This is a genomic window from Roseateles sp., assembly GCF_019237615.1.
Classification (GTDB): Bacteria; Pseudomonadota; Gammaproteobacteria; order Burkholderiales; family Burkholderiaceae_C; genus Pelomonas.
In genome coordinates, this window is record NZ_JAFAGT010000057.1 from 1 (window position 1) to 17,900 (window position 17,900).

A 17,900-nucleotide genomic window follows, 5' to 3' on the forward strand; every position below is an offset into this window, starting at 1 on the left:
CCCTGCCTCGGCCAGCGCCCAGGCCATCAGTCGGCCGGCCAGGCCAGCGCCGGCGATCGCGATGCGTGCCATATCGCCTCAGCGGCCGGCGGGCTGGTCGGCGCTGGCGCGGATCGGCACGTAGAGCTGCCCGCCGCCCGCGCGGAACTCCGCACTCTTGCCCGCCATGCCCTGCTGTTGCGCGGCATAGGCCTGCACGTCCTGCGTGATCTTCATCGAGCAGAACTTGGGGCCGCACATCGAGCAAAAATGCGCGACCTTGGCGCTGTCCTTGGGCAGGGTGGCGTCGTGGAAGGCGCGCGCGGTGTCAGGGTCCAGGCCGAGGTTGAACTGGTCTTCCCAGCGGAACTCGAAGCGTGCCTTTGAAAGCGCGTCGTCGCGGGCGCGCGCGCCCGGATGGCCCTTGGCCACGTCGGCCGCGTGGGCGGCTATCTTGTAGGCCATCAGGCCCTGCTTGACGTCCTCGCGGTCGGGCAGGCCGAGGTGCTCCTTGGGCGTGACGTAGCAGAGCATGGCGCAGCCGAACCACGCGATCAGCGCCGCGCCGATGCCGCTGGTGATGTGGTCGTAGCCGGGCGCGATGTCGGTCGTGAGCGGGCCGAGCGTGTAGAACGGCGCTTCGTCGCAGTGCTTGAGCTGCTCGGTCATGTTGGCCTGGATCATGTGCAGCGGCACGTGGCCGGGGCCTTCGACCATGGTCTGCACGTCGTGCTTCCACGCGATCTTGGTCAGCTCGCCGAGCGTGCGCAGCTCCGCGAACTGCGCCTCGTCGTTGGCGTCGGCCAGGCTGCCGGGGCGCAGCCCGTCGCCGAGCGAGAAGCTCGCGTCGTAGGCCTTCATGATTTCGCAGATCTCTTCGAAGTGCGTGTACAGGAAGTTCTCGCGGTGGTGGGCGATGCACCACTTGGCCAGGATGGCGCCGCCGCGCGAGACGATGCCGGTGCGGCGGCGCGCGGTCAGCGGCACGAAGGGCAGGCGCACGCCGGCGTGGATGGTGAAGTAGTCGACGCCCTGCTCCGCCTGCTCGATCAGCGTGTCGCGGAACAGCGGCCAGCTCAGCGCCTCGGCCACGCCGCCGACCTTCTCGAGCGCCTGGTAGATCGGCACGGTGCCGATGGGCACCGGGCTGTTGCGCAGGATCCAGTCGCGCGTCGTGTGGATGTTGCGGCCGGTGCTGAGGTCCATCACGGTGTCGGCGCCCCAGCGCGTCGCCCACACGAGTTTTTCGACTTCCTCGTCGATGCTGGAACCGAGCGCCGAGTTGCCGATGTTGGCGTTGACCTTCACGCGGAAGTTGCGGCCGATGACCATCGGCTCGAGCTCCGGGTGGTTGATGTTGGCCGGCAGGATGGCGCGGCCGCGCGCGATCTCGTCGCGCACGAACTCGGGCGTGATCTGCGCCGGCAGCTGCGCGCCCTGGCTGTCGCCGGCCAGGCGCTGTTCGCGCTCGGAGTCCTGCAGGTACTCGGCCATCCAGGCGCGGCGGCCGTTCTCGCGGATGGCCGCGAACTCCATCTCGGCGGTGACGATGCCGCGGCGCGCGTAGTGCAGCTGCGTGACATTGGCGCCGGCGCGCGCGCGGCGCGGCGTGCGCTGCAGGCCCTCGCTTTGCCCGCGCAAGGCGGCCTGCTGGGCGGCTTCGCGCAGGCCGTCGTCCGGCAGCTGGAGGCCGCGGCCGGCGTAGGCCTCGGTGTCGCCACGCGCCGCGATCCACTCGGCGCGCGGTGCCGGCAGGCCGCGCCGCACGTCGATGGCGCAGTCGGGATCGGTGTAGGGGCCGGAGCTGTCGTAGACGCTCACGCGCTCGCCATTGCTCAAGGCGATCTCGCGCAGCGGCACGCGCAGGCCGGCGTGCAGGCGGCCGGTCTCGTAGGTCTTGCGCGAGGCCGGCAGCGGGGCGCGGCTGGCGTCGAGGCGGCGCGCGAGGTCTTCGGGCGCGGCGATGGGGTCGGGTCGGGCTTCGGTGCTCATGCGGTTCTCCGGTGGGGCACCGGAGGCTGAGCGTGAAGCGGCAGGGCTGGCGTGGCGGGCGGCGTGAAGGCGCAGGCGGAATGATCCGGGGGCACGCGACACGGCAGCTTCTCCTTACGCCGGTACGAACCGGATCAAGTTCAGCGGGTCCGTGGCTTCCACCACGTCTCAGCCCGGTGCAGGAATTGCACGTCAGGGCTCCCCGGAGCTGGGCGCGACTATAGCGGCTGAGCGCGCGCGCCGGCCCAGGCGGCTGCGCAACGGGCCGTGCGCCGGATCAAAGACGCGTCACGTCGAGCACGGCCTGCGCGAACGCCGCCGGCGCCTCCTGCGGGAGGTTGTGCCCGATGCCGCCGTCGAGCTGGCGATGCTGGTACTTGCCGGTGAACTTGGCGCGGTAGGCCGCGGGCGCCGGATGCGGCGCGCCGTTGGCATCGCCTTCCATCGTGATCGTCGGGACGGTGATGGCCGGCGCCGTGGCAAGCCGTGCCTCGATCGCGTCGAAGCGCGCTTCGCCCGCCGCGAGGCCGACGCGCCAGCGGTAGTTGTGGACGACGACCGCGGCGTGGTCGGGGTTGTCGAAGGCGCGCGCGCTGCGCAGGTAGGTGGCGTCGTCGAACTGCCAGCGCGGCGAGGCCTGCTGCCAGATGAAGCGGTTGAAGCCGACCGGATCGGCGGCATAGCCATCGCGGCCGCGATCGGTGCACAGATAGGACTGGTACCACCACGCGAACTCCGCCGCGGCCGGGCCCGACTTCGCGTTGGCCTTCGGATTGCCGATCAGATAGCCGCTCACCGACACCAGGCCGCGAATGCGCTCGGGCCACAGCGCCGCGAGGATGCAGCCCGTGCGCGCGCCCCAGTCGAAGGCGCCGATGCTTGCCTGCTCGATGTGCAGGGCGTCCATCAGCGCGAGGATGTCCAGCGCGACGGCGCCCTGCTGGCCGTTGCGCGGCGTCTCGGCCGACAGGAAGCGCGTCGCGCCGTAGCCGCGCAGATAGGGAACGATCACGCGGCAGCCTGCCGCTGCGAGGCGCGGCGCAACGTCGACGAAAGCATGGATGTCGTAGGGCCAGCCGTGCAGCAGGATCACGGCCGGCCCGTCGGCCGGCCCGAGCTCGGCGTAGGCGACGCGCAGGTCACCGGCGTCGATGGTCTTGAGCGCGCCGAAGGCCGCTGCGATGGCGAAGCCGCCGGTGCCGCTGTCCGCCCACGCCTTGCCCATCATCAGGCCGCCGAGCGAGAGGCCGGCCATTGCCGTGGCGCTGCCGGCAAGAAAGCCGCGGCGGCTCTTGAGTGCGTTCGAGTCCATCTGAGTCCCTCCTGGCGGGCCGAAATGCCTGCTGTGTGGACGCCATGATCCGGTCGCGCCATCGTTCGACCAAGAGCAATCTGCTATCGTTTTTGTTGCCTGATGGGCAACACAAGATCAAAGGCACGACGATGCGCGACATCAACCAGAAGCGCCTGCGCTATTTCCGCGAAGTCCTCGAGACCGGCTCGATCCGCGGCGCATCGGACGCGCTCAACACCGCGCCCTCGGTGATCACGCGGCAGGTCGCGCTGCTCGAAGAAGAGCTCGGCGTGACGCTGTTCGAACGCCGCGCCCGCGGCATGCGCCCGACCGAGGCCGCCGCCCATCTGCTCGACTACTGGCGCGGCTGCCAGGCGCACCAGGAGCGGCTGGCCGGGCAGCTGCAGTCGCTCAAGTCGATCAGCGCCGGCTCCGTGCGCATCGTCGCGAGCGAGGGCTTCATCGACAGCCTGCTGGCCCAGGTCGTCGCGCCGTTCTGCGCGGCGCATCCGCAGGTCTCGGTGTCGATCGACGCCCTGCCCGTCAACGAACTGATCTCGGCGATCGCCGAAGACCGCGCCCACATCGGCGTGGCCTACAACCCGCAGGCGCACAAGGACCTGCAGTTCGTGGCCAGCGCGCCGGCCCCGCTGAAGGTGCTGGCGCGCGCCGGCCACCCGCTGGCGAAGACGCCCGGGCCCTTGCGGCTCGCGGACGTGCTGCCCTACCCGCTCGGCCTGATGCCGTCGAACTACGGTGCCGCGCAACTGCTCGAGGCGCTGTCCTACGCCGAGCACCTGAGCCTGCCGGCGAGCTTTCGCAGCAATTCCGTCGCGGCGCTGCGGCGCTTCGTCCAGGCGACCGACGGCATCACCTTCATGGGCGCGGGCCTGGCGCTCGCGGCCGATCTGCAATCGAGCGATCTGCGCAGCTGGGACCTGGCGTATCCGGTGTGCCGCAACGCCAAGGTGCGACTCATCGTTCGCAAGGAGCGGCCCTTGACGGCGGCCGGCGCCCACCTGCTGGCGGAGCTTCGCCGCGTCTTTGCGCGCTTTCGGGCCGGCTGAGCGAACGCCCTAGAATCCCGCGCCATGCAACTGCGGCACGGCACCCGACGCATCACCACCTGGCTGGTGATCTGGGCCGTCATGGCAATGACCATGGCGCCGCTGCTGGCGCAGGCCTTCGATGCCAACACGGGCTGGCAGGAAATCTGCGGCGCGGTCGGCTCGCGCTGGGTCAAGGTCGACAACGGCACGCCCGACCAGCCAGCGGCTCCGGCCCATGCGCAGCTCTTCGACCACTGCCCGTACTGCGCCCTGGGCGCGGGCGCGCTGGGCATGCCGCCCGCCGCGCTGGCGCTTGTGCCGGCACCCGTGCGCTTCGAGCTGCCGCGCGCCTTCCTCGCCGCACCGCGGCTGCTTTACGCCTGGCGCAGCGCGCAGGCGCGCGCGCCGCCCAGCTTGAGCTGAGACTCGCCTGGCGAGTCCTCGATGTCGTCGGCCGCCGGATGGGCGGCCTCGTATTGCATCTGCACGCAAGGACATTGCCGCAAACGGCGAGCGATGCGTGCAAGCTCAGGAACCCGTATGAACAAGACCTTTATCGCGGCCGCGCTCGCCGCCTTCGCCAGCTCGTCCGCCCTGGCCTGCGCCAGCTGCGGCTGCAGCATCAACACCGACTGGGACGCCCAGGGCGTCTCGTCGGCCGCCGGCTGGGCGCTCGACGCCCGCATCGACTGGCTCGACCAGAACCGCCTGTGGATGGGTACCCACTCGATTGCGCCAACGCGGGCTGCGGGCCTGACCAACACCCAGACCGGCGATCCGGCCGAGGTCGAGCTCTACACAAAGAACCGCTACCTGACCCTTACGGCCGACTACAACGACGGCAAGACCTGGGGCGTGAGCGTGGCGGTGCCCGTCATCGACCGCCGCCACGCGACGCTGGGCACGGGCAGCGATGGCGTCGATTTCGACCCGGACAACGGCGCCTACACCTCGTCGGGCACGGGCCTCGGCGACGTGCGCGTGGTCGGGCGCTATTTCGGCTTTCGCGACGCGCACGACCTCGGCGTGCAGTTCGGCCTGAAGCTGCCCACGGGCAGCAAGAACCAGCTCGGCAACGATGGCGTGAGCATCGTCGACCCGGGCCTGCAGCGCGGCACCGGCACGACCGACCTCATCCTCGGCGTCTACGGCTTCGGCGCCTTCGAGGGCCACGAGGACTGGGGCTACTTCGGCCAGGCGACGGTGCAGGCCGCACTCGAGCACTCGACGATGGCCGGCGGCACGTACAAGCCGGGCGACAACCTGAGCCTGAGCGTCGGCGCGCGCTACGTAGGCATCGAAGGCTTTGTGCCGAGCGCGCAGCTGAACCTGCGCATCGCCAAGCGCGACTCGGGCTCCGCGGCCGACACCTTCGCCACCGGCGGCACGCTGGTCTACCTGACGCTGGGCGGCATGGTGCCGGTGACGGGTGGCCTGAGCACGTATGCCAACGTGCAGGTGCCGGTGTATCAGCGCGTCAATGGGGTTCAGCTGACGCCGCGGTCTATCTTTTCGCTGGGGGCGCGCTACGCGTTCTGAGGCCGCTCACTCCACCGTCACACTCTTCGCCAGGTTTCTCGGCTTGTCCACATCCGTTCCCCGCGCACACGCCGTGTGATACGCCAGCAGCTGCAGCGGCACCACGTGCAGGATGGGGCTCAAGGCGCCGTAATGCTCCGGCATCCGGATGACATGCACGCCGGCTTCGCTTTCGATGTGCGTGTCGGCATCGGCAAACACAAAGAGCTGGCCGCCGCGCGCGCGGACTTCCTGCATATTGCTCTTGAGCTTTTCGAGCAGCGCGTCGTTCGGTGCGACGGTGACCACCGGCATTTCGGCGGTGACGAGCGCGAGCGGGCCGTGCTTGAGTTCGCCGGCCGGGTAGGCCTCGGCGTGGATGTAGCTGATTTCCTTGAGCTTGAGCGCGCCTTCGAGCGCGATCGGGTAGTGCAGGCCGCGGCCGAGGAAGAGCGCGTTTTCCTTGCGCGCGAATTCCTCGCTCCAGGCCATGACCTGCGGCTCGAGCGCGAGCACGGCCTGCACGGCCACGGGCAGGTGGCGCAGGGCCTTGAGGTAGTCGGCTTCCTGCTCGGGCGAGAGCTGGCCGCGCGTCTGCGCAAGTGCGAGCGTGAGCAGGAAGAGGCCGACGAGCTGCGTGGTGAAGGCCTTGGTCGAGGCGACGCCGATCTCGGCGCCGGCGCGCGTGATGAAGGCGTGCGCGCATTCGCGCACCATGGCGCTGGTGGCGACGTTGCAGACCGTCAGCGTGTGCAGCATGCCGAGGCTGCGCGCGTGCTTGAGCGCGGCCAGGGTGTCGGCCGTCTCGCCGCTCTGGCTGATCGTGACGACGAGCGTGCGGGCGTTGGGCACGCTGTCGCGGTAGCGGTATTCGCTGGCGATCTCGATGCTGGTGGGGATCTTGGCGATCGATTCGAGCCAGTACTTGGCGGTGAGGCCGGCGTAGTAGCTGGTGCCGCAGGCGAGGATCAGGACCTTGTCGACGTCCTTGAAGACGCGGTAGGCGCCGTCGCCGAAGATCTCGGGGCTGATGGCGTTGACGGCGTCGAGCGTGTTGGCGATGGCCACGGGCTGCTCGAAGATTTCCTTCTGCATGTAGTGGCGGTAGGGCCCGAGCTCGACGGCGCCACTGTGCGCCTGCACGACGCGGACTTCGCGCTCGACCGGCTCGTAACGGCCGCGTTCGGCTGACAGGTGGCTGATCCAGTAGCGGCCGGGCTGGAGGTCGACGACGTCGCCTTCTTCGAGGTAGACGATGCGGTCCGTCACGCCGGCCAGGGCCAGCGCGTCGGAGGCGACGAAGTGCTCGGTGCCGTCCTCGCCCACGCCGAGCACCAGCGGCGAGCCTTCGCGCGCGGCGACGACGCGCTGCGGCTCGTCGCGGCAGAACACGGCCACGGCGTAGGCGCCCTTGAGGCGCGGCAGCGCCTGCTGCACGGCTTCGAGCAGGTCGCCGTCGTAGTGGTGGTCGATCAGGTGGGCGATGACCTCGGTGTCGGTCTGGCTCGTGAACACGTAGCCACGTGCCTTCAGTTCGGCGCGCAGCTCGTCGTGGTTCTCGATGATGCCGTTGTGGACCAAGGCGATGCGGCCGGGCGCATCCGCCACGCTACCGGGACCGGTGGAGAAGTGCGGGTGCGCGTTGTGCACGGCCGGCGCGCCGTGCGTGGCCCAGCGCGTATGGGCGATGCCGGTGCCGGCGGCGATGCCGTCCTCGGCCGTCAGCGAGAGCAGCTCGGCCACGCGCGAGGTGCTGCGCGCGCGCTTGAGGCCGCCGCCCTGGTGGACCGCGACGCCGCAGGAGTCGTAGCCGCGGTACTCAAGGCGCTTGAGGCCTTCGATCAGGACCGGAACGATGTTGCGCTGACTGACGGCGCCGACGATGCCACACATGCTGGGACTCCCTGCGGGATTTCGAATGGGTGGATGCTAGGCAGCGCGATTGGCAATTTGCTTGCAAAATATTTCATCATTTGATTGATAATTTCTACTTCATCATTTGATGAAATTTCCCTGCATCTATGCTTCATAAATGAGTGAATCATCCAATGAACTCGACGCAACGGACCTGCGCCTGCTGGACCTGCTGCAGGAGGATGCGTCCTCCACCAACCAGGAACTGGCGGCGCGCGCCCACGTTTCGCCGGCCACCTGCCTGCGCCGCGTCAAGCGGCTGACCGAGGCCGGGCTGATCGAGCGGCGCGTCGCCCTGCTCTCGCCCGACAAGCTCGGCGCGGGGCTGTCGGCCATCGTGGAGGTGACGCTGGATCGCCAGGGCGCCGAGCACCTCGACGCCTTCGAGCAGCATGTGCTGGATGCACCCGAGGTGCAGCAGTGCTGGCGCGTCTCGCCCGGACCGGACTTCGTGCTGATGGTCCACGCGGCCGACATGACGGCCTACGCTGAAGCAGCGCAGCGCCTGTTCACCCAGCAGGCCAATGTGCGCAACGTGAAGAGCTATTTCGCCGTCAAGCGCGCCAAGTTCGCGCCGCGGCTCGTGCTGCCCAAGGCTTGAGCACTAGGGGCGCCGATAGCCGCCGCGCACGCCGCGCGGCGAGAGCACCCATTGCCAGAGCTGGATGTCGCGCGCGCGGAAGGCCGCGGCGCTGCACAGCAGGTAGTAGCTCCACATGCGGAAGAAGCGCTCGCCGAGCTCGGCCTCGAAGCGCGGCCAGGCGGCGGTGAAGCGCTCATGCCAGCACATCAGCGTGCGGTCGTAGTCGGCGCCGAAGTTGTGCAGGTCCTCGACGACGAAATGCGGCTCGCAGGCCTGGCCGATGCGCGCGATGCTGGGCAGCTCGCCGTTGGGAAAGATGTAGCGGTGGATCCACGGGTCGGTGCCGTGGCTGCTGTCGTTGCGGCCGATGCTGTGCAGCAGGAACAGGCCGTCGTCCGCCAGGCAGCGGCGCGCCGTCGCCATGTAGGCGTCCAGGTTCTTGTGGCCGACGTGCTCGAGCATGCCGATGCTGGCGACGCGGTCGAAGCGCTCGTCGAGCTCGCGGTAGTCCTGCAGGCGGAACTCGACCGGCAGGCCTTCGCACAGTTGCCGGCCCAGCTCGGCCTGCTCGACGGAGATCGTCACGCCGACGCAGCGCACGCCGTAGCGCTCGGCCGCGAACTTCATCAGGCTGCCCCAGCCGCAGCCGATGTCGAGCAGGCGCATGCCGGGCTCCAGGCCGAGCTTGCGGCAGACGAGGTCGAGCTTGTGTTCCTGCGCCTCGTCGAGGCTGGCCGCGCCGCGCTGCCAATAGCCGCAGCTGTAGGCCATGCGCGCGTCGAGCATGGCGGCGTAGAAGTCGTTGCCGAGGTCGTAGTGCTGTTCGCCGACCTGCCAGGCGCGCCGCGCCGTCTGCAGGTTGAACACGCGCGCCTTGGCCAGGTGCCAGAGCAGTTGCGGCGGGTGCAGCTGCTCGGCGAGGCGCGCGGCGATCAGGCGTTCGAGCAGCTGGTCGGGCGCTTCGGCGGACCACCAGCCGTCCATATAGCTCTCGCCGAGCGCCATCGAGGCGCCACCGAACAGGCGGCGCGCGAGGCCGGGATGGTGATGCACGCGCATATCCCAGGGGCGATCGCCGTCGAGCCGCACATCGGCCCGCGCCAGCAAGTCAACGAGAGCCTGCCAATCCGCATCGTGTGGCGGTGGACCGGCAGGCTCCACCAGATCCACACTCATGACTGCTCCGAACACGAAAGTCTTGGCACCACTTTGCCAAGCCGCGTGTCCGGGCGTCAAACGGTTTTACCTTCGGAGACCGTTTCGCTCGGACATCAGGCGCGCATCAGCAAGAGACCCTTGAGGTACTCGCCCTCGGGGAAGCAGATGGTCTGTGGATGGTCGGGCGCCGCGCCGACGCGCTCGAGGATGGGCCCGTCCACGCCGGCATCGAGGCCCGCGCCGGCGACGATCTTGTGGAACAGGTCCGGACTGATGCCGCCCGAGCACGAGAACGTGAACAGCAGGCCACCCGGCTCGAGCAGCTGCAGGCCGAGGCGGTTGATGTCCTTGTAGGCGCGCGCCGCGCGTTCGGCGTGCGCGCTCGTCGGCGCGTACTTGGGCGGGTCGAGCACGATGGCGTCGAAGCGCCGGCCTTCGCGGATGAACTCGCGCAGCGCCTTGTTCACGTCGGCGTCGAGCGCGGTGTGGCGCGCCGCATCGAAGCCGTTGAGCTCGACATGCGCGTTGGCGCGCGCCAGCGCCGGCGCCGACGAATCGATGCTCGTGACCTCCTGCGCGCCGCCGGCCAGCGCCGCGACCGAGAAGCCGCCCGTGTAGCAGAAGCAGTTGAGCACGCGCTTGGCGCCGTAGTGGCGCACGACCTCGGCGAAGCGGCGGCGGTTGTCGCGCTGGTCGAGGTAGTAGCCGGTCTTGTGGCCCTCGGCGACGTCGAGCGTGAGGCGCCATGCGTGCTCGCGGATGGTGAGCTCGGTCGCGCCCTCGCCGGCCAGCCAGCCGGTGCTCTCGGGCAGGCCTTCGAGCGTGCGCACGCTGGCGTCGGAGCGCTCGTACAGGCGCGTGAGCCCGGTCTGCTCGAGCAACGCCGCACAGATCGGTTTCTTCCAGCGCTCGACGCCGGCCGCGCCGAACTGCGCCACGAGCGTGTCGCCATAGCGGTCAACCACGAGGCCCGGCAGGCCATCGGCTTCGCCGTGGACCAGGCGCACCGCGTCGGAGTCGATCGCGAGCCGCGCGCGCAGCGCGATGGCGCGTTCGATGCGCCGCGCGAAGAAGGCGGCGTCGATGCGCTCGGACTCGTCGAAGCTCCAGGCGCGCAGGCGGATCTGCGAAGCGGGGCTGAACGCCGCCCAGCAGAGGAACTCACCTTCGCTCGACTCGACCCGCACGGTCTCGCCGCTGTCGCCGCCGCCCTTGTGCACGGAGCTCTCGAAGACCCAGGGATGGCGCTTGAGCAGCGAGCGCTCCTTGCCGGCGCGCAACCTGATCGTCTTCATCGCGCCAGCACTCCGTAGGCATAACCCAGTGAAAGCTCGACGAGCGGCGAGGCCTGGCCGTCGCTTGCCTCGGAGCGAAGCGTGCGCCAGCGGCCGACGCCGGCCCGCAAGCGCAAGCGTTCGCCCTGCCATTGCGCCCACATCTGGCCCTGCGCGACGGCACCGCCGCTGACATCGACGCCGCCGCCGCCGGCCGCGCCGACGAGGGCCTCGGCACCCACGCGCCAGCGCTGCCAGACAGGCGATTGCACGCCCAGCCCGAACAGGCCGATCGAGTACGCGCCGGCGTGGCCCCAGGCCGCGCTGCCTGCCTGGGCGACGCCATACCAGCTGGGGCTCAACTCGTGCACCATCGTCAGGACCAGGGGGCTGATCGCGTCCACGCTGCCGTCCTTGAAGCGCACGCGGCTCAGGTGTTCGACACCGAGGCTCATGCTCTGCTCGCGCACGATGCCGCTGTCGGTCTCGCGGCCGATGGCGCCAAAGTCCAGCGGCAAGGCCAGGCCTGCGCGCACGAAGCTCACCGAGAAACGGCCCGAGATCGCCTCGAGCAGCCCGGCATCCATCTGCACCGACACGCCCCAGGGCGTGATCCAGCGCAGCGTCGGCCCGGCGCGCCAGAGCCAGCCGTTGCCGGTATCGACGTTGCCGCCGCCGCCCAGTCCCAGGCCGAGCTCGGCGCCCACGCGCAGATTGGGCGTACCCAGGGCCCAGTCCTGGCCAGCGACCGCCATGCCCTGCATGTAGCCATCGGCGCCGCCGTGTGCCGCGCCTGCGGCCTCGATGCCCCACCAGCTGCCCGGCACGAAGTACTGGCGCAATTCGGCCCCGGCCGCGCCCATGTGGCCGGTCTGCTGCTCGCCGCTGCGGTTGAGCGAGCCGGCGCGTGGCGAATAGATGCTGCCGAAGAGCGTCACTTCATCGAAGCCCAGGCCGGTGCGCGCGCTCGTGCGACCGGGCTTGTCGACGTCGTCGGCCAGGAAGCCGTTGAAGTTCAGCGACCGACCGACCACCACGCCGAGGCCACCACCGCGCACATTGCCGCTGGGGAAGCTGACATAGGAAAGCGAGGTGCCCACGTACCAGGCGCCCACCTCGGTACGGATCGAGATCTCGGGCCGCAGCATCAGGCCGCCGCCGAAGTGAACCTGCTGCGAGCTCAGGCCGCCACCCGCGCCGACATAAAGGCTGGCCGCGAAGTGCGTGTTGTCGCTCAGGCGCCAGCGCCGTTGCGCGGTGGCGCCGAAGGTGATGAGGCCGCCGTAATGCCCCTGCGCGGCGCCGTAGGCGCTCGGGCCGAAGCCCCAGTCGTCGGTGACGGCGACGTAGTAGTTCATGCCGAGCAGGCCGACACGCTGGCCATTCGGCAGACGCAGCATCGTCGTGCTGGCTTCGACGGCCGCCGGCTGCGACGCGCCGACGCGTGCGAAGGGCGCCTGCGAGCCATCGGGGGCATCGGCCCAGGCCGCGGCGGGCAGCGCCGCGCCGTACACGGCGGCGAGCGCCGCGCAGAGAGTGGACTTCTTCATTTCTTCCTGGCGCGCGGATGCGCCGCGTCGTAGACCTTGGACAGGTGCTGGTAGTCCAGGGACGTATAGACCTGGGTCGTCGTGATGTGCGCGTGGCCGAGCAGCTCCTGCACCGCGCGCAGATCGCCGCTGGACTGCAGCACGTGCGAGGCGAAGGAGTGGCGCAGCATGTGCGGATGAACGTGCGTCGGCAGGCCCGCGGCGATGGCGCGCTGCTTGAGCAGCTTGCGCACCTGCGGCGCGCCAAGCCGCCCACCGCGTGCGCCGGTGAACAGCGCCGCCTCTTCCGGCCGCGCCTCGCGCACCGCGAGCCAGGCTTTCAGCGCGGCGATGGCCGGCCCGCCGAGCGGCACGCTGCGGCGCTTGTTGCCCTTGCCGAGCACATGCGCTTCGGCGGCGTCGAGGTCGATCCAGCCCAGCGCCTCGCGCGAGGCCTGCACGTCCAGGCCCGTGAGCTCCGAGACGCGCAGGCCGCCGCCGTAGAGCAGCTCGACGAGCGCGTGCGCGAGCCGCTCGCTGCGCACGTCGGCGCCCTCCACCGAGTAACTGGCCAGTTGCACGGCGTCGTCGACCGACAGCGCCTTGGGCAGCGGCTTGGCCGGCTTGGGACCGCGCAGGCCGTCGAAAGGGTTGCTTACGACGCGGCCCTCGCGGCCGAGCCAGCGGTAGAAGCCCCGCCAGGCCGAGAGCAGCAAGGCGATCGAGCGCGGCGAGAGGTCGGCCTCGGCATGCAGCCGCGCGACCCAGCGCCGCGGGTGGTGGCTGCCGAGCTTGAACAGGTCGGCACCGTCGCGCGCGGCCTGCGCGGCGAGGCGTTCGAGCGCGCCGGTGTAGAGCGCCAGCGTGCGCGGCGCGAGGCGCCGTGTGACGCGCAGCTGTTCGAGCCAGGCGGCGCCGAACTCGGGCAGCGGCGCGCCGGCCTCAGGCATCGAGCAATCGCGTCAGCGCGGCACTGGCGATGTCGCCGATGCGTGCGAGGAACTCGGTGCCCATCTCGGCCGTGTAGCGTGTCGGGTCGGGCGAGCCGAGCACGAGCAGGCCGAAGCTCTGCTGCTGGCGCACGCCGTCGACCTCGACCTCGCGCGTCAGCGGGATCAGGGCGAGTGAGGTCGCCGTGCCGCCGCTCTCGGCCTCGCCGAGCCAGCGCGCGGCCTCGAAGCCGGAGTTGATGCCGCAGTACGGCTGCGTCAGGCTGGCCGCGAAGCTCTTGACGTCCGGGCTCACGGCCTGGGCGAACTCGGCCTCGGCATGCGCGGGCGCCACGCCCCACAGGCGCAGGCCGGCCTGCGGGATCATGAACTGGTGGCGCAGCTCGCGCGTGAGCACCTTGGGCAGGTCGGCCGCGGCCGGCGTGCGCATCAGCGCCACCGTCCAGCTGTGCAGACGGTCGGCGATGCCGACGTTCTCCTGGCCGTGGCGGATCATCTCCATGATCTTCTGCTCCAGGCCCTTGATGCGCGCGCGCAGCATCTCGGCCTGACGCTCCTGCAGCGACACGGCGCGATGGCCTTGCGGATGCGTGAGCTGGATGGTGGCGAGCAGCTCGGCGTGGCGCTCGAAGAAGCCGGGGGTGTTGGCCAGGAAATCGGCAATGTCCTGTTCGGTGATGCCTTGGGTGCCTTCGGATTGGCTCACAGCTCGATCTCTCCCTCGTAAACAGTTTCGGCCGGGCCGGTCATGATGACGCTGCCTCCCGACCATTCGATTTTCAGGCCGCCGCCGCGTGTGTGGACCTCGACGGCGGCGTCCAGCAGGCCCATGCGGATGCCGGCGACGACCGCTGCGCAGGTGCCGGTGCCGCAGGTCAGCGTCTCGCCGGCGTCGCGCTCGAACACGCGCAGGCGCGCCTCCTTGCGCGAGACGACCTGCAGGAAGCCGACGTTGACGCGGCGCGGGAAGCGCGGGTGCGTCTCGATGCGCGGGCCCAAGTCCAGCACGGGCGCGGTGTCGACGTCGTCGACCAGCGTCACGGCATGCGGATTGCCCATGGAAACGGTTGCGAACTCGGCGCCGTCGATCGTCCAGAGCGGCTGCTCGCCCGCCAGGCGCGGCACGAGGCCGGTGGGATCGAACGGCAGGCTGGCCGGATCGAAATCCGGCGGACCCATGTCGACGCTGACGCGGCCGTCGTCGTTCAGGCGCAGCAGCAGCCGGCGGTTGACGGTCTCGACCTCGATGCTGCGCTTGCTCGTCAGGCCCTTGTCGACGACGTAGCGCACGAAGCAGCGCGCGCCGTTGCCGCAGTGCTCGACCTCCTCGCCGCTCGCGCCGTTGAAGATGCGGTAGGCGAAGTCCAGGCCCGCGCTGCGCGCCGGCTCGATGACGAGGATCTGGTCGCAGCCCACGCCGAAACGGCGGTCGCCCAGATGGCGCAGCTGCGCCGGGCCGAGGGCCAGCGGCGCGCGCGTGGCGTCCAGCACGACGAAGTCGTTGCCGGCGCCCTGCATCTTGGTGAAGGACAGCTTCATGGCGCCATTATCGGTAGACCGAGGGCACGCCCTCGGGCCGCGTCTTGAATCGCTTGTGGACCCAGAGGTACTGCGCCGGGTTGCGGCGGATGCGCTCTTCGAGCCAGCGGTTCAGGAAGGCGGCGTCGGCCGCGGCATCGCCGCTCGGGTAGCCCTGCAGCGGTGCGCAGGCCTCGACCTGGTAGCCGCGCCCGCCCGGCAGGATGGTCACGATGATGGGCTGCACGACCATGTCGAGGCTGGCTGCCATGCGCGCGGGCGCGAGCAGCGTGGCCGCCGGCACGCCGAAGAAGGGCACGAAGGCCGCGTCCTTGAGGCCGAAGTCCATGTCCGGCAGGTTCATGAACACCCAGCCTTCGCGGATGCGGCGCAGCACCTGGCGGATGCCGTCATGGCGGCTCACCAACTCGACGCGGCCGAAGCGCGAGCGCGAGCGCTTGAGCTCCTCGTCGAAGACGGGGTTGCTCTGGCGCTGGTAGATGCTGATGCCGGGGCAGCTTTGCTCGAGCATCAGGAGCGGTCCGGCCCACTCGAGGCCGGCGAAGTGCGGCGTCAGCCACATCACCGGCTTGTCGGACGTCGAGGCGAGCTCGATGTCGCCGACGTAGTGCGTGAGCCGCTTGAGCCGGCGCGCCGAGGCGAACGAGAGCAGGCCGCGCTCCAGCATGGCGCGGCCCATCCAGCCGAAGTGCTCGCGCGCCAGCCGGGTGCGGGCGGCCGGGTCGAGCTCGGGGAAGCACAGCTCCAGGTTGCGCAGCGCAATGCGACGGCGCGGCCGCGCGGCGTGCCACAGCAGCGCGCCCAGGCCCTGGCCCAGCAAGGCCAGCAAAGGCAACGGCAGGAAGTGCAGCAGCCACAGGAGCGCGATCAGCGCGCGCGCTCCGAAATGCGAGGCGCGGCCCTTCACGAGCGCGCCTCGGCAGGCGGCGCGGCACCAATGTCCAGGCCGCGCGGCTTCTTGTAGCGGTGGTAGCCCCAGAGGTACTGGCCCGGAGCCTTGAGGATCAGCGATTCCATGGCGGCGTTGATCACGGCGGTGGCCGCCTCCGGCCCGAGCTCGGGCGTGATCACCGGCGGCTCCATCACGTGCACGACATAGCCCCGCCCCTTGGGCAGGCGCTCGCCCCAGAGCAGGACCAGGGTCGCGCCGGTCTGCTGGATCAGCCGGTGCGCGAGCGTCATGGTGTAGGCCGGCCGGCCGAAGAACGGCGACCAGACGCCGAGGCCCTCGGGCGGCACCTGGTCGGGCAGCAGGCCGACGGTGCGGCCGGCGCGCAGCGCGCGGATCATCTGGCGCACGCCGGCGAGGTTGGCCGGCGCGGTTTCGAGATGGCGGCGCCCCCGCGAGCTGTCGACGACGCCGCGGATCCATTCCTTGCGCGCGGGGCGGAACAGCACCGTGATGGGCGCGCGCTCGCCGAAGGTCTCGGCATAGGCCTGGGCGCAGATCTCGAAGCAACCGAGGTGCGGCGTCAGCAGCAGCACGCCCTTCCCGGCCGCGACGGCCTGCTCGAGGCGCTCGAAGCCCTCCCAGCGCAGCCGCTTGCCGAGCAGTTCGCCGTCGGGGCGCAGCCACAGCCAGGGCAGCTCGGCGACCATGCGGCCGGCGCCGGCCACGGCCGGGCGCGCGGCCGCCCAGGGCAGGCCGGCCGTCACGACATTGGCGCGAAAGCGCTGGCGGTAGGTCGGCGAGGCGAGGAAGGTGATCCAGCCCAGCACGGCGCCGATGGCGTGCAAAAGCCGCAGTGGCCACCGGGAGAGCACACGAAAGATCAGGGACATTTCTATAATGGCGCCCATCGCCGAGTTACTGAACAACTTGCGGGGCGATTCACAAATTCTGCTAAAGCGTTCGCCGCGCCCGAGAAGACTCCCAGGCAACGGCAGACGCCGTTGGAATCAATTTTCTGGAGTTTAAAAGTGGCGAACGACTACCTCTTCACATCCGAGTCCGTCTCCGAGGGCCATCCCGACAAGGTGGCCGATCAGATCTCGGACGCGATTCTCGACGCAATCTTCGAACAGGACCCGCGTTCGCGCGTGGCGGCGGAGACGCTTTGCAACACCGGCCTCGTCGTCCTGGCCGGTGAAATCACCACCAACGCCCACGTCGACTACATCCAGGTCGCGCGCGACACGATCAAGCGCATCGGCTACGACAACACCGAATACGGCATCGACTACAAGGGCTGCGCGGTCCTCGTCGCCTACGACAAGCAGAGCAATGACATCGCCCAGGGTGTCGACCACGCGTCGGACGACCACCTCAACACCGGCGCCGGCGACCAGGGCCTGATGTTCGGCTACGCCTGCGACGAAACGCCCGAGCTGATGCCCGCGCCGATCTACTACGCCCACCGTCTGGTGGAGCGCCAGGCCCAGCTGCGCAAGGACGGCCGCCTGCCCTTCCTGCGCCCGGACGCCAAGAGCCAGGTCACGATGCGCTACGTGGACGGCAAGCCGCACTCGATCGACACGGTGGTGCTCTCCACGCAGCATTCGCCGGAAATGAGCCTGGGCGACAAGATGACGCCCGAGTTCTACGAGGCCATCCGTGAGGAACTGATCAAGCCGGTGCTGCCCAAGGATTGGCTGACGGCCGACACAAAGTACCTGATCAACCCGACCGGCCGCTTCGTCATCGGCGGCCCTCAGGGCGACTGCGGCCTGACGGGCCGCAAGATCATCGTCGACACCTACGGCGGCGCCTGCCCGCACGGCGGCGGCGCGTTCTCGGGCAAGGATCCGACAAAGGTCGACCGTTCTGCCGCTTACGCAGCCCGTTATGTGGCCAAGAACATCGTCGCCGCCGGCCTGGCCCGCCAGTGCCAGATCCAGGTGGCCTACGCCATCGGCGTGGCGCGTCCGATGAACGTGACGGTCTACACCGAAGGCACGGGCGTGATCTCCGACGAGAAGATCGCCGCGCTGGTGCACGAGCACTTCGACCTGCGGCCCAAGGGCATCATCCAGATGCTGGATCTGCTGCGTCCGATCTACTCCAAGACGGCGGCGTACGGGCATTTCGGGCGCGAGGAGCCCGAATTCAGCTGGGAGAGGACGGACAAGGCAGCCGCGCTGCGTGCAGCGGCTGGCCTGTAAGGCCAGCATCCGCGAAGCG

General features: G+C 69.9%; 16 protein-coding genes and 1 riboswitch. Of the genes, 5 read left to right on the forward strand and 11 right to left on the reverse strand.

What is annotated here, in order from left to right; all coding sequences use genetic code 11:
* Nucleotides 1-78 precede the first annotated feature (78 nt).
* Both thiC and JOY88_RS10335 read right to left on the reverse strand, forming a co-directional pair.
* Nucleotides 79-1,971 (reverse strand): phosphomethylpyrimidine synthase ThiC, encoded by a 1,893-nt coding sequence (gene thiC / locus JOY88_RS10330; RefSeq protein WP_293502190.1) that lies wholly within the window; start codon nt 1,969-1,971, stop codon nt 79-81.
* Nucleotides 1,972-2,064: 93 nt separating this feature from the next.
* A riboswitch (TPP riboswitch) is annotated at nt 2,065-2,186 on the reverse strand.
* A gap of 62 nt (nt 2,187-2,248) precedes the next feature.
* Nucleotides 2,249-3,283 carry an alpha/beta fold hydrolase gene (locus JOY88_RS10335; protein ID WP_293502191.1) on the reverse strand — a complete coding sequence of 345 codons (1,035 nt, stop codon included), beginning with the start codon at nt 3,281-3,283 and terminating at the stop codon, nt 2,249-2,251.
* Between the two features lie 44 nt (nt 3,284-3,327).
* Here JOY88_RS10335 and JOY88_RS10340 point away from each other — a divergent pair, with 44 nt between their 5' ends.
* The 3 genes from JOY88_RS10340 (at nt 3,328) to JOY88_RS10350 (ending at nt 5,853) form a co-directional block, all read left to right on the forward strand.
* Nucleotides 3,328-4,332 carry a LysR family transcriptional regulator gene (locus tag JOY88_RS10340; protein ID WP_293502290.1) on the forward strand — a complete coding sequence of 335 codons (1,005 nt, stop codon included), beginning with the start codon at nt 3,328-3,330 and terminating at the stop codon, nt 4,330-4,332.
* A gap of 24 nt (nt 4,333-4,356) precedes the next feature.
* Nucleotides 4,357-4,737 (forward strand): DUF2946 domain-containing protein, encoded by a 381-nt coding sequence (locus JOY88_RS10345; RefSeq protein WP_293502192.1) that lies wholly within the window; start codon nt 4,357-4,359, stop codon nt 4,735-4,737.
* A 117-nt stretch (nt 4,738-4,854) separates the two neighbouring features.
* The gene (locus JOY88_RS10350; protein WP_293502193.1) at nt 4,855-5,853 is read left to right on the forward strand and encodes a TonB-dependent receptor; all 999 of its coding nucleotides are present in this window, start codon (nt 4,855-4,857) and stop codon (nt 5,851-5,853) included.
* 6 nt (nt 5,854-5,859) lie between these two features.
* On the opposite strand, the gene glmS is transcribed toward JOY88_RS10350, so the two are convergent.
* Nucleotides 5,860-7,725, reverse strand: a complete 1,866-nt coding sequence (gene glmS / locus JOY88_RS10355) for a glutamine--fructose-6-phosphate transaminase (isomerizing) (protein ID WP_293502195.1) — start codon at nt 7,723-7,725, stop codon at nt 5,860-5,862.
* 139 nt (nt 7,726-7,864) lie between these two features.
* Between glmS and JOY88_RS10360 the strand changes: the two genes are divergently transcribed.
* Complete coding sequence (locus JOY88_RS10360; RefSeq protein WP_293502197.1) at nt 7,865-8,347, forward strand: Lrp/AsnC family transcriptional regulator; 483 nt, start codon at nt 7,865-7,867, stop codon at nt 8,345-8,347.
* 3 nt (nt 8,348-8,350) lie between these two features.
* Here the strand turns inward: JOY88_RS10360 and cfa are convergent, their stop codons facing one another.
* The 8 genes from cfa to JOY88_RS10400 form a co-directional block, all read right to left on the reverse strand.
* Nucleotides 8,351-9,505 (reverse strand): cyclopropane fatty acyl phospholipid synthase, encoded by a 1,155-nt coding sequence (gene cfa / locus JOY88_RS10365; RefSeq protein WP_293502199.1) that lies wholly within the window; start codon nt 9,503-9,505, stop codon nt 8,351-8,353.
* Nucleotides 9,506-9,600: 95 nt separating this feature from the next.
* Nucleotides 9,601-10,782, reverse strand: coding sequence for a class I SAM-dependent rRNA methyltransferase (locus tag JOY88_RS10370; RefSeq protein WP_293502201.1), 1,182 nt, complete (start codon nt 10,780-10,782; stop codon nt 9,601-9,603).
* Entirely contained in the window at nt 10,779-12,311 is a 1,533-nt protein-coding gene (locus JOY88_RS10375) for a hypothetical protein (protein WP_293502203.1), read from the reverse strand. The genes JOY88_RS10370 and JOY88_RS10375 overlap by 4 nt, the downstream gene beginning before the upstream one ends.
* A complete protein-coding gene (locus tag JOY88_RS10380) occupies nt 12,308-13,240 on the reverse strand; it encodes a tyrosine recombinase XerC (RefSeq protein WP_293502205.1) in 933 nt (310 codons plus the stop codon). The genes JOY88_RS10375 and JOY88_RS10380 overlap by 4 nt, the downstream gene beginning before the upstream one ends.
* Nucleotides 13,233-13,946 carry a DUF484 family protein gene (locus tag JOY88_RS10385; RefSeq protein WP_293502207.1) on the reverse strand — a complete coding sequence of 238 codons (714 nt, stop codon included), beginning with the start codon at nt 13,944-13,946 and terminating at the stop codon, nt 13,233-13,235. Before JOY88_RS10385 ends, JOY88_RS10380 begins: the two co-directional genes overlap by 8 nt.
* Nucleotides 13,943-14,779: a diaminopimelate epimerase gene (gene dapF, locus JOY88_RS10390; RefSeq protein WP_293502209.1), complete on the reverse strand. Its 837-nt coding sequence runs from the start codon at nt 14,777-14,779 to the stop codon at nt 13,943-13,945. Before dapF ends, JOY88_RS10385 begins: the two co-directional genes overlap by 4 nt.
* Before the next feature lie 7 nt (nt 14,780-14,786).
* Entirely contained in the window at nt 14,787-15,686 is a 900-nt protein-coding gene (locus tag JOY88_RS10395) for an LpxL/LpxP family acyltransferase (RefSeq protein WP_293502211.1), read from the reverse strand.
* The gene (locus tag JOY88_RS10400) at nt 15,683-16,561 is read right to left on the reverse strand and encodes a lysophospholipid acyltransferase family protein (RefSeq protein ID WP_293502213.1); all 879 of its coding nucleotides are present in this window, start codon (nt 16,559-16,561) and stop codon (nt 15,683-15,685) included. The genes JOY88_RS10395 and JOY88_RS10400 overlap by 4 nt, the downstream gene beginning before the upstream one ends.
* Nucleotides 16,562-16,699: 138 nt before the next feature.
* On the opposite strand from JOY88_RS10400, the gene metK reads away from it, so the two are divergent.
* Entirely contained in the window at nt 16,700-17,881 is a 1,182-nt protein-coding gene (gene metK, locus JOY88_RS10405) for a methionine adenosyltransferase (RefSeq protein ID WP_293502215.1), read from the forward strand.
* The last annotated feature ends 19 nt before the right edge of the window (nt 17,882-17,900 follow it).

Bases quoted from the DNA above. Each gene is read 5' to 3' on its own strand.
- JOY88_RS10400 (WP_293502213.1), bottom strand. From the start codon at position 16,561: ATGTCCCTGATCTTTCGTGTGCTCTCCCGGTGGCCACTGCGGCTTTTG.
- cfa (WP_293502199.1), bottom strand. From the start codon at position 9,505: ATGAGTGTGGATCTGGTGGAGCCTGCCGGTCCACCGCCACACGATGCG.
- JOY88_RS10370 (WP_293502201.1), bottom strand. From the start codon at position 10,782: ATGAAGACGATCAGGTTGCGCGCCGGCAAGGAGCGCTCGCTGCTCAAG.
- JOY88_RS10380 (WP_293502205.1), bottom strand. From the start codon at position 13,240: ATGCCTGAGGCCGGCGCGCCGCTGCCCGAGTTCGGCGCCGCCTGGCTC.
- JOY88_RS10360 (WP_293502197.1), top strand. From the start codon at position 7,865: ATGAGTGAATCATCCAATGAACTCGACGCAACGGACCTGCGCCTGCTG.
- JOY88_RS10375 (WP_293502203.1), bottom strand. From the start codon at position 12,311: ATGAAGAAGTCCACTCTCTGCGCGGCGCTCGCCGCCGTGTACGGCGCG.
- thiC (WP_293502190.1), bottom strand. From the start codon at position 1,971: ATGAGCACCGAAGCCCGACCCGACCCCATCGCCGCGCCCGAAGACCTC.
- dapF (WP_293502209.1), bottom strand. From the start codon at position 14,779: ATGAAGCTGTCCTTCACCAAGATGCAGGGCGCCGGCAACGACTTCGTC.
- JOY88_RS10350 (WP_293502193.1), top strand. From the start codon at position 4,855: ATGAACAAGACCTTTATCGCGGCCGCGCTCGCCGCCTTCGCCAGCTCG.
- JOY88_RS10340 (WP_293502290.1), top strand. From the start codon at position 3,328: ATGATCCGGTCGCGCCATCGTTCGACCAAGAGCAATCTGCTATCGTTT.
- glmS (WP_293502195.1), bottom strand. From the start codon at position 7,725: ATGTGTGGCATCGTCGGCGCCGTCAGTCAGCGCAACATCGTTCCGGTC.
- JOY88_RS10335 (WP_293502191.1), bottom strand. From the start codon at position 3,283: ATGGACTCGAACGCACTCAAGAGCCGCCGCGGCTTTCTTGCCGGCAGC.
- JOY88_RS10345 (WP_293502192.1), top strand. From the start codon at position 4,357: ATGCAACTGCGGCACGGCACCCGACGCATCACCACCTGGCTGGTGATC.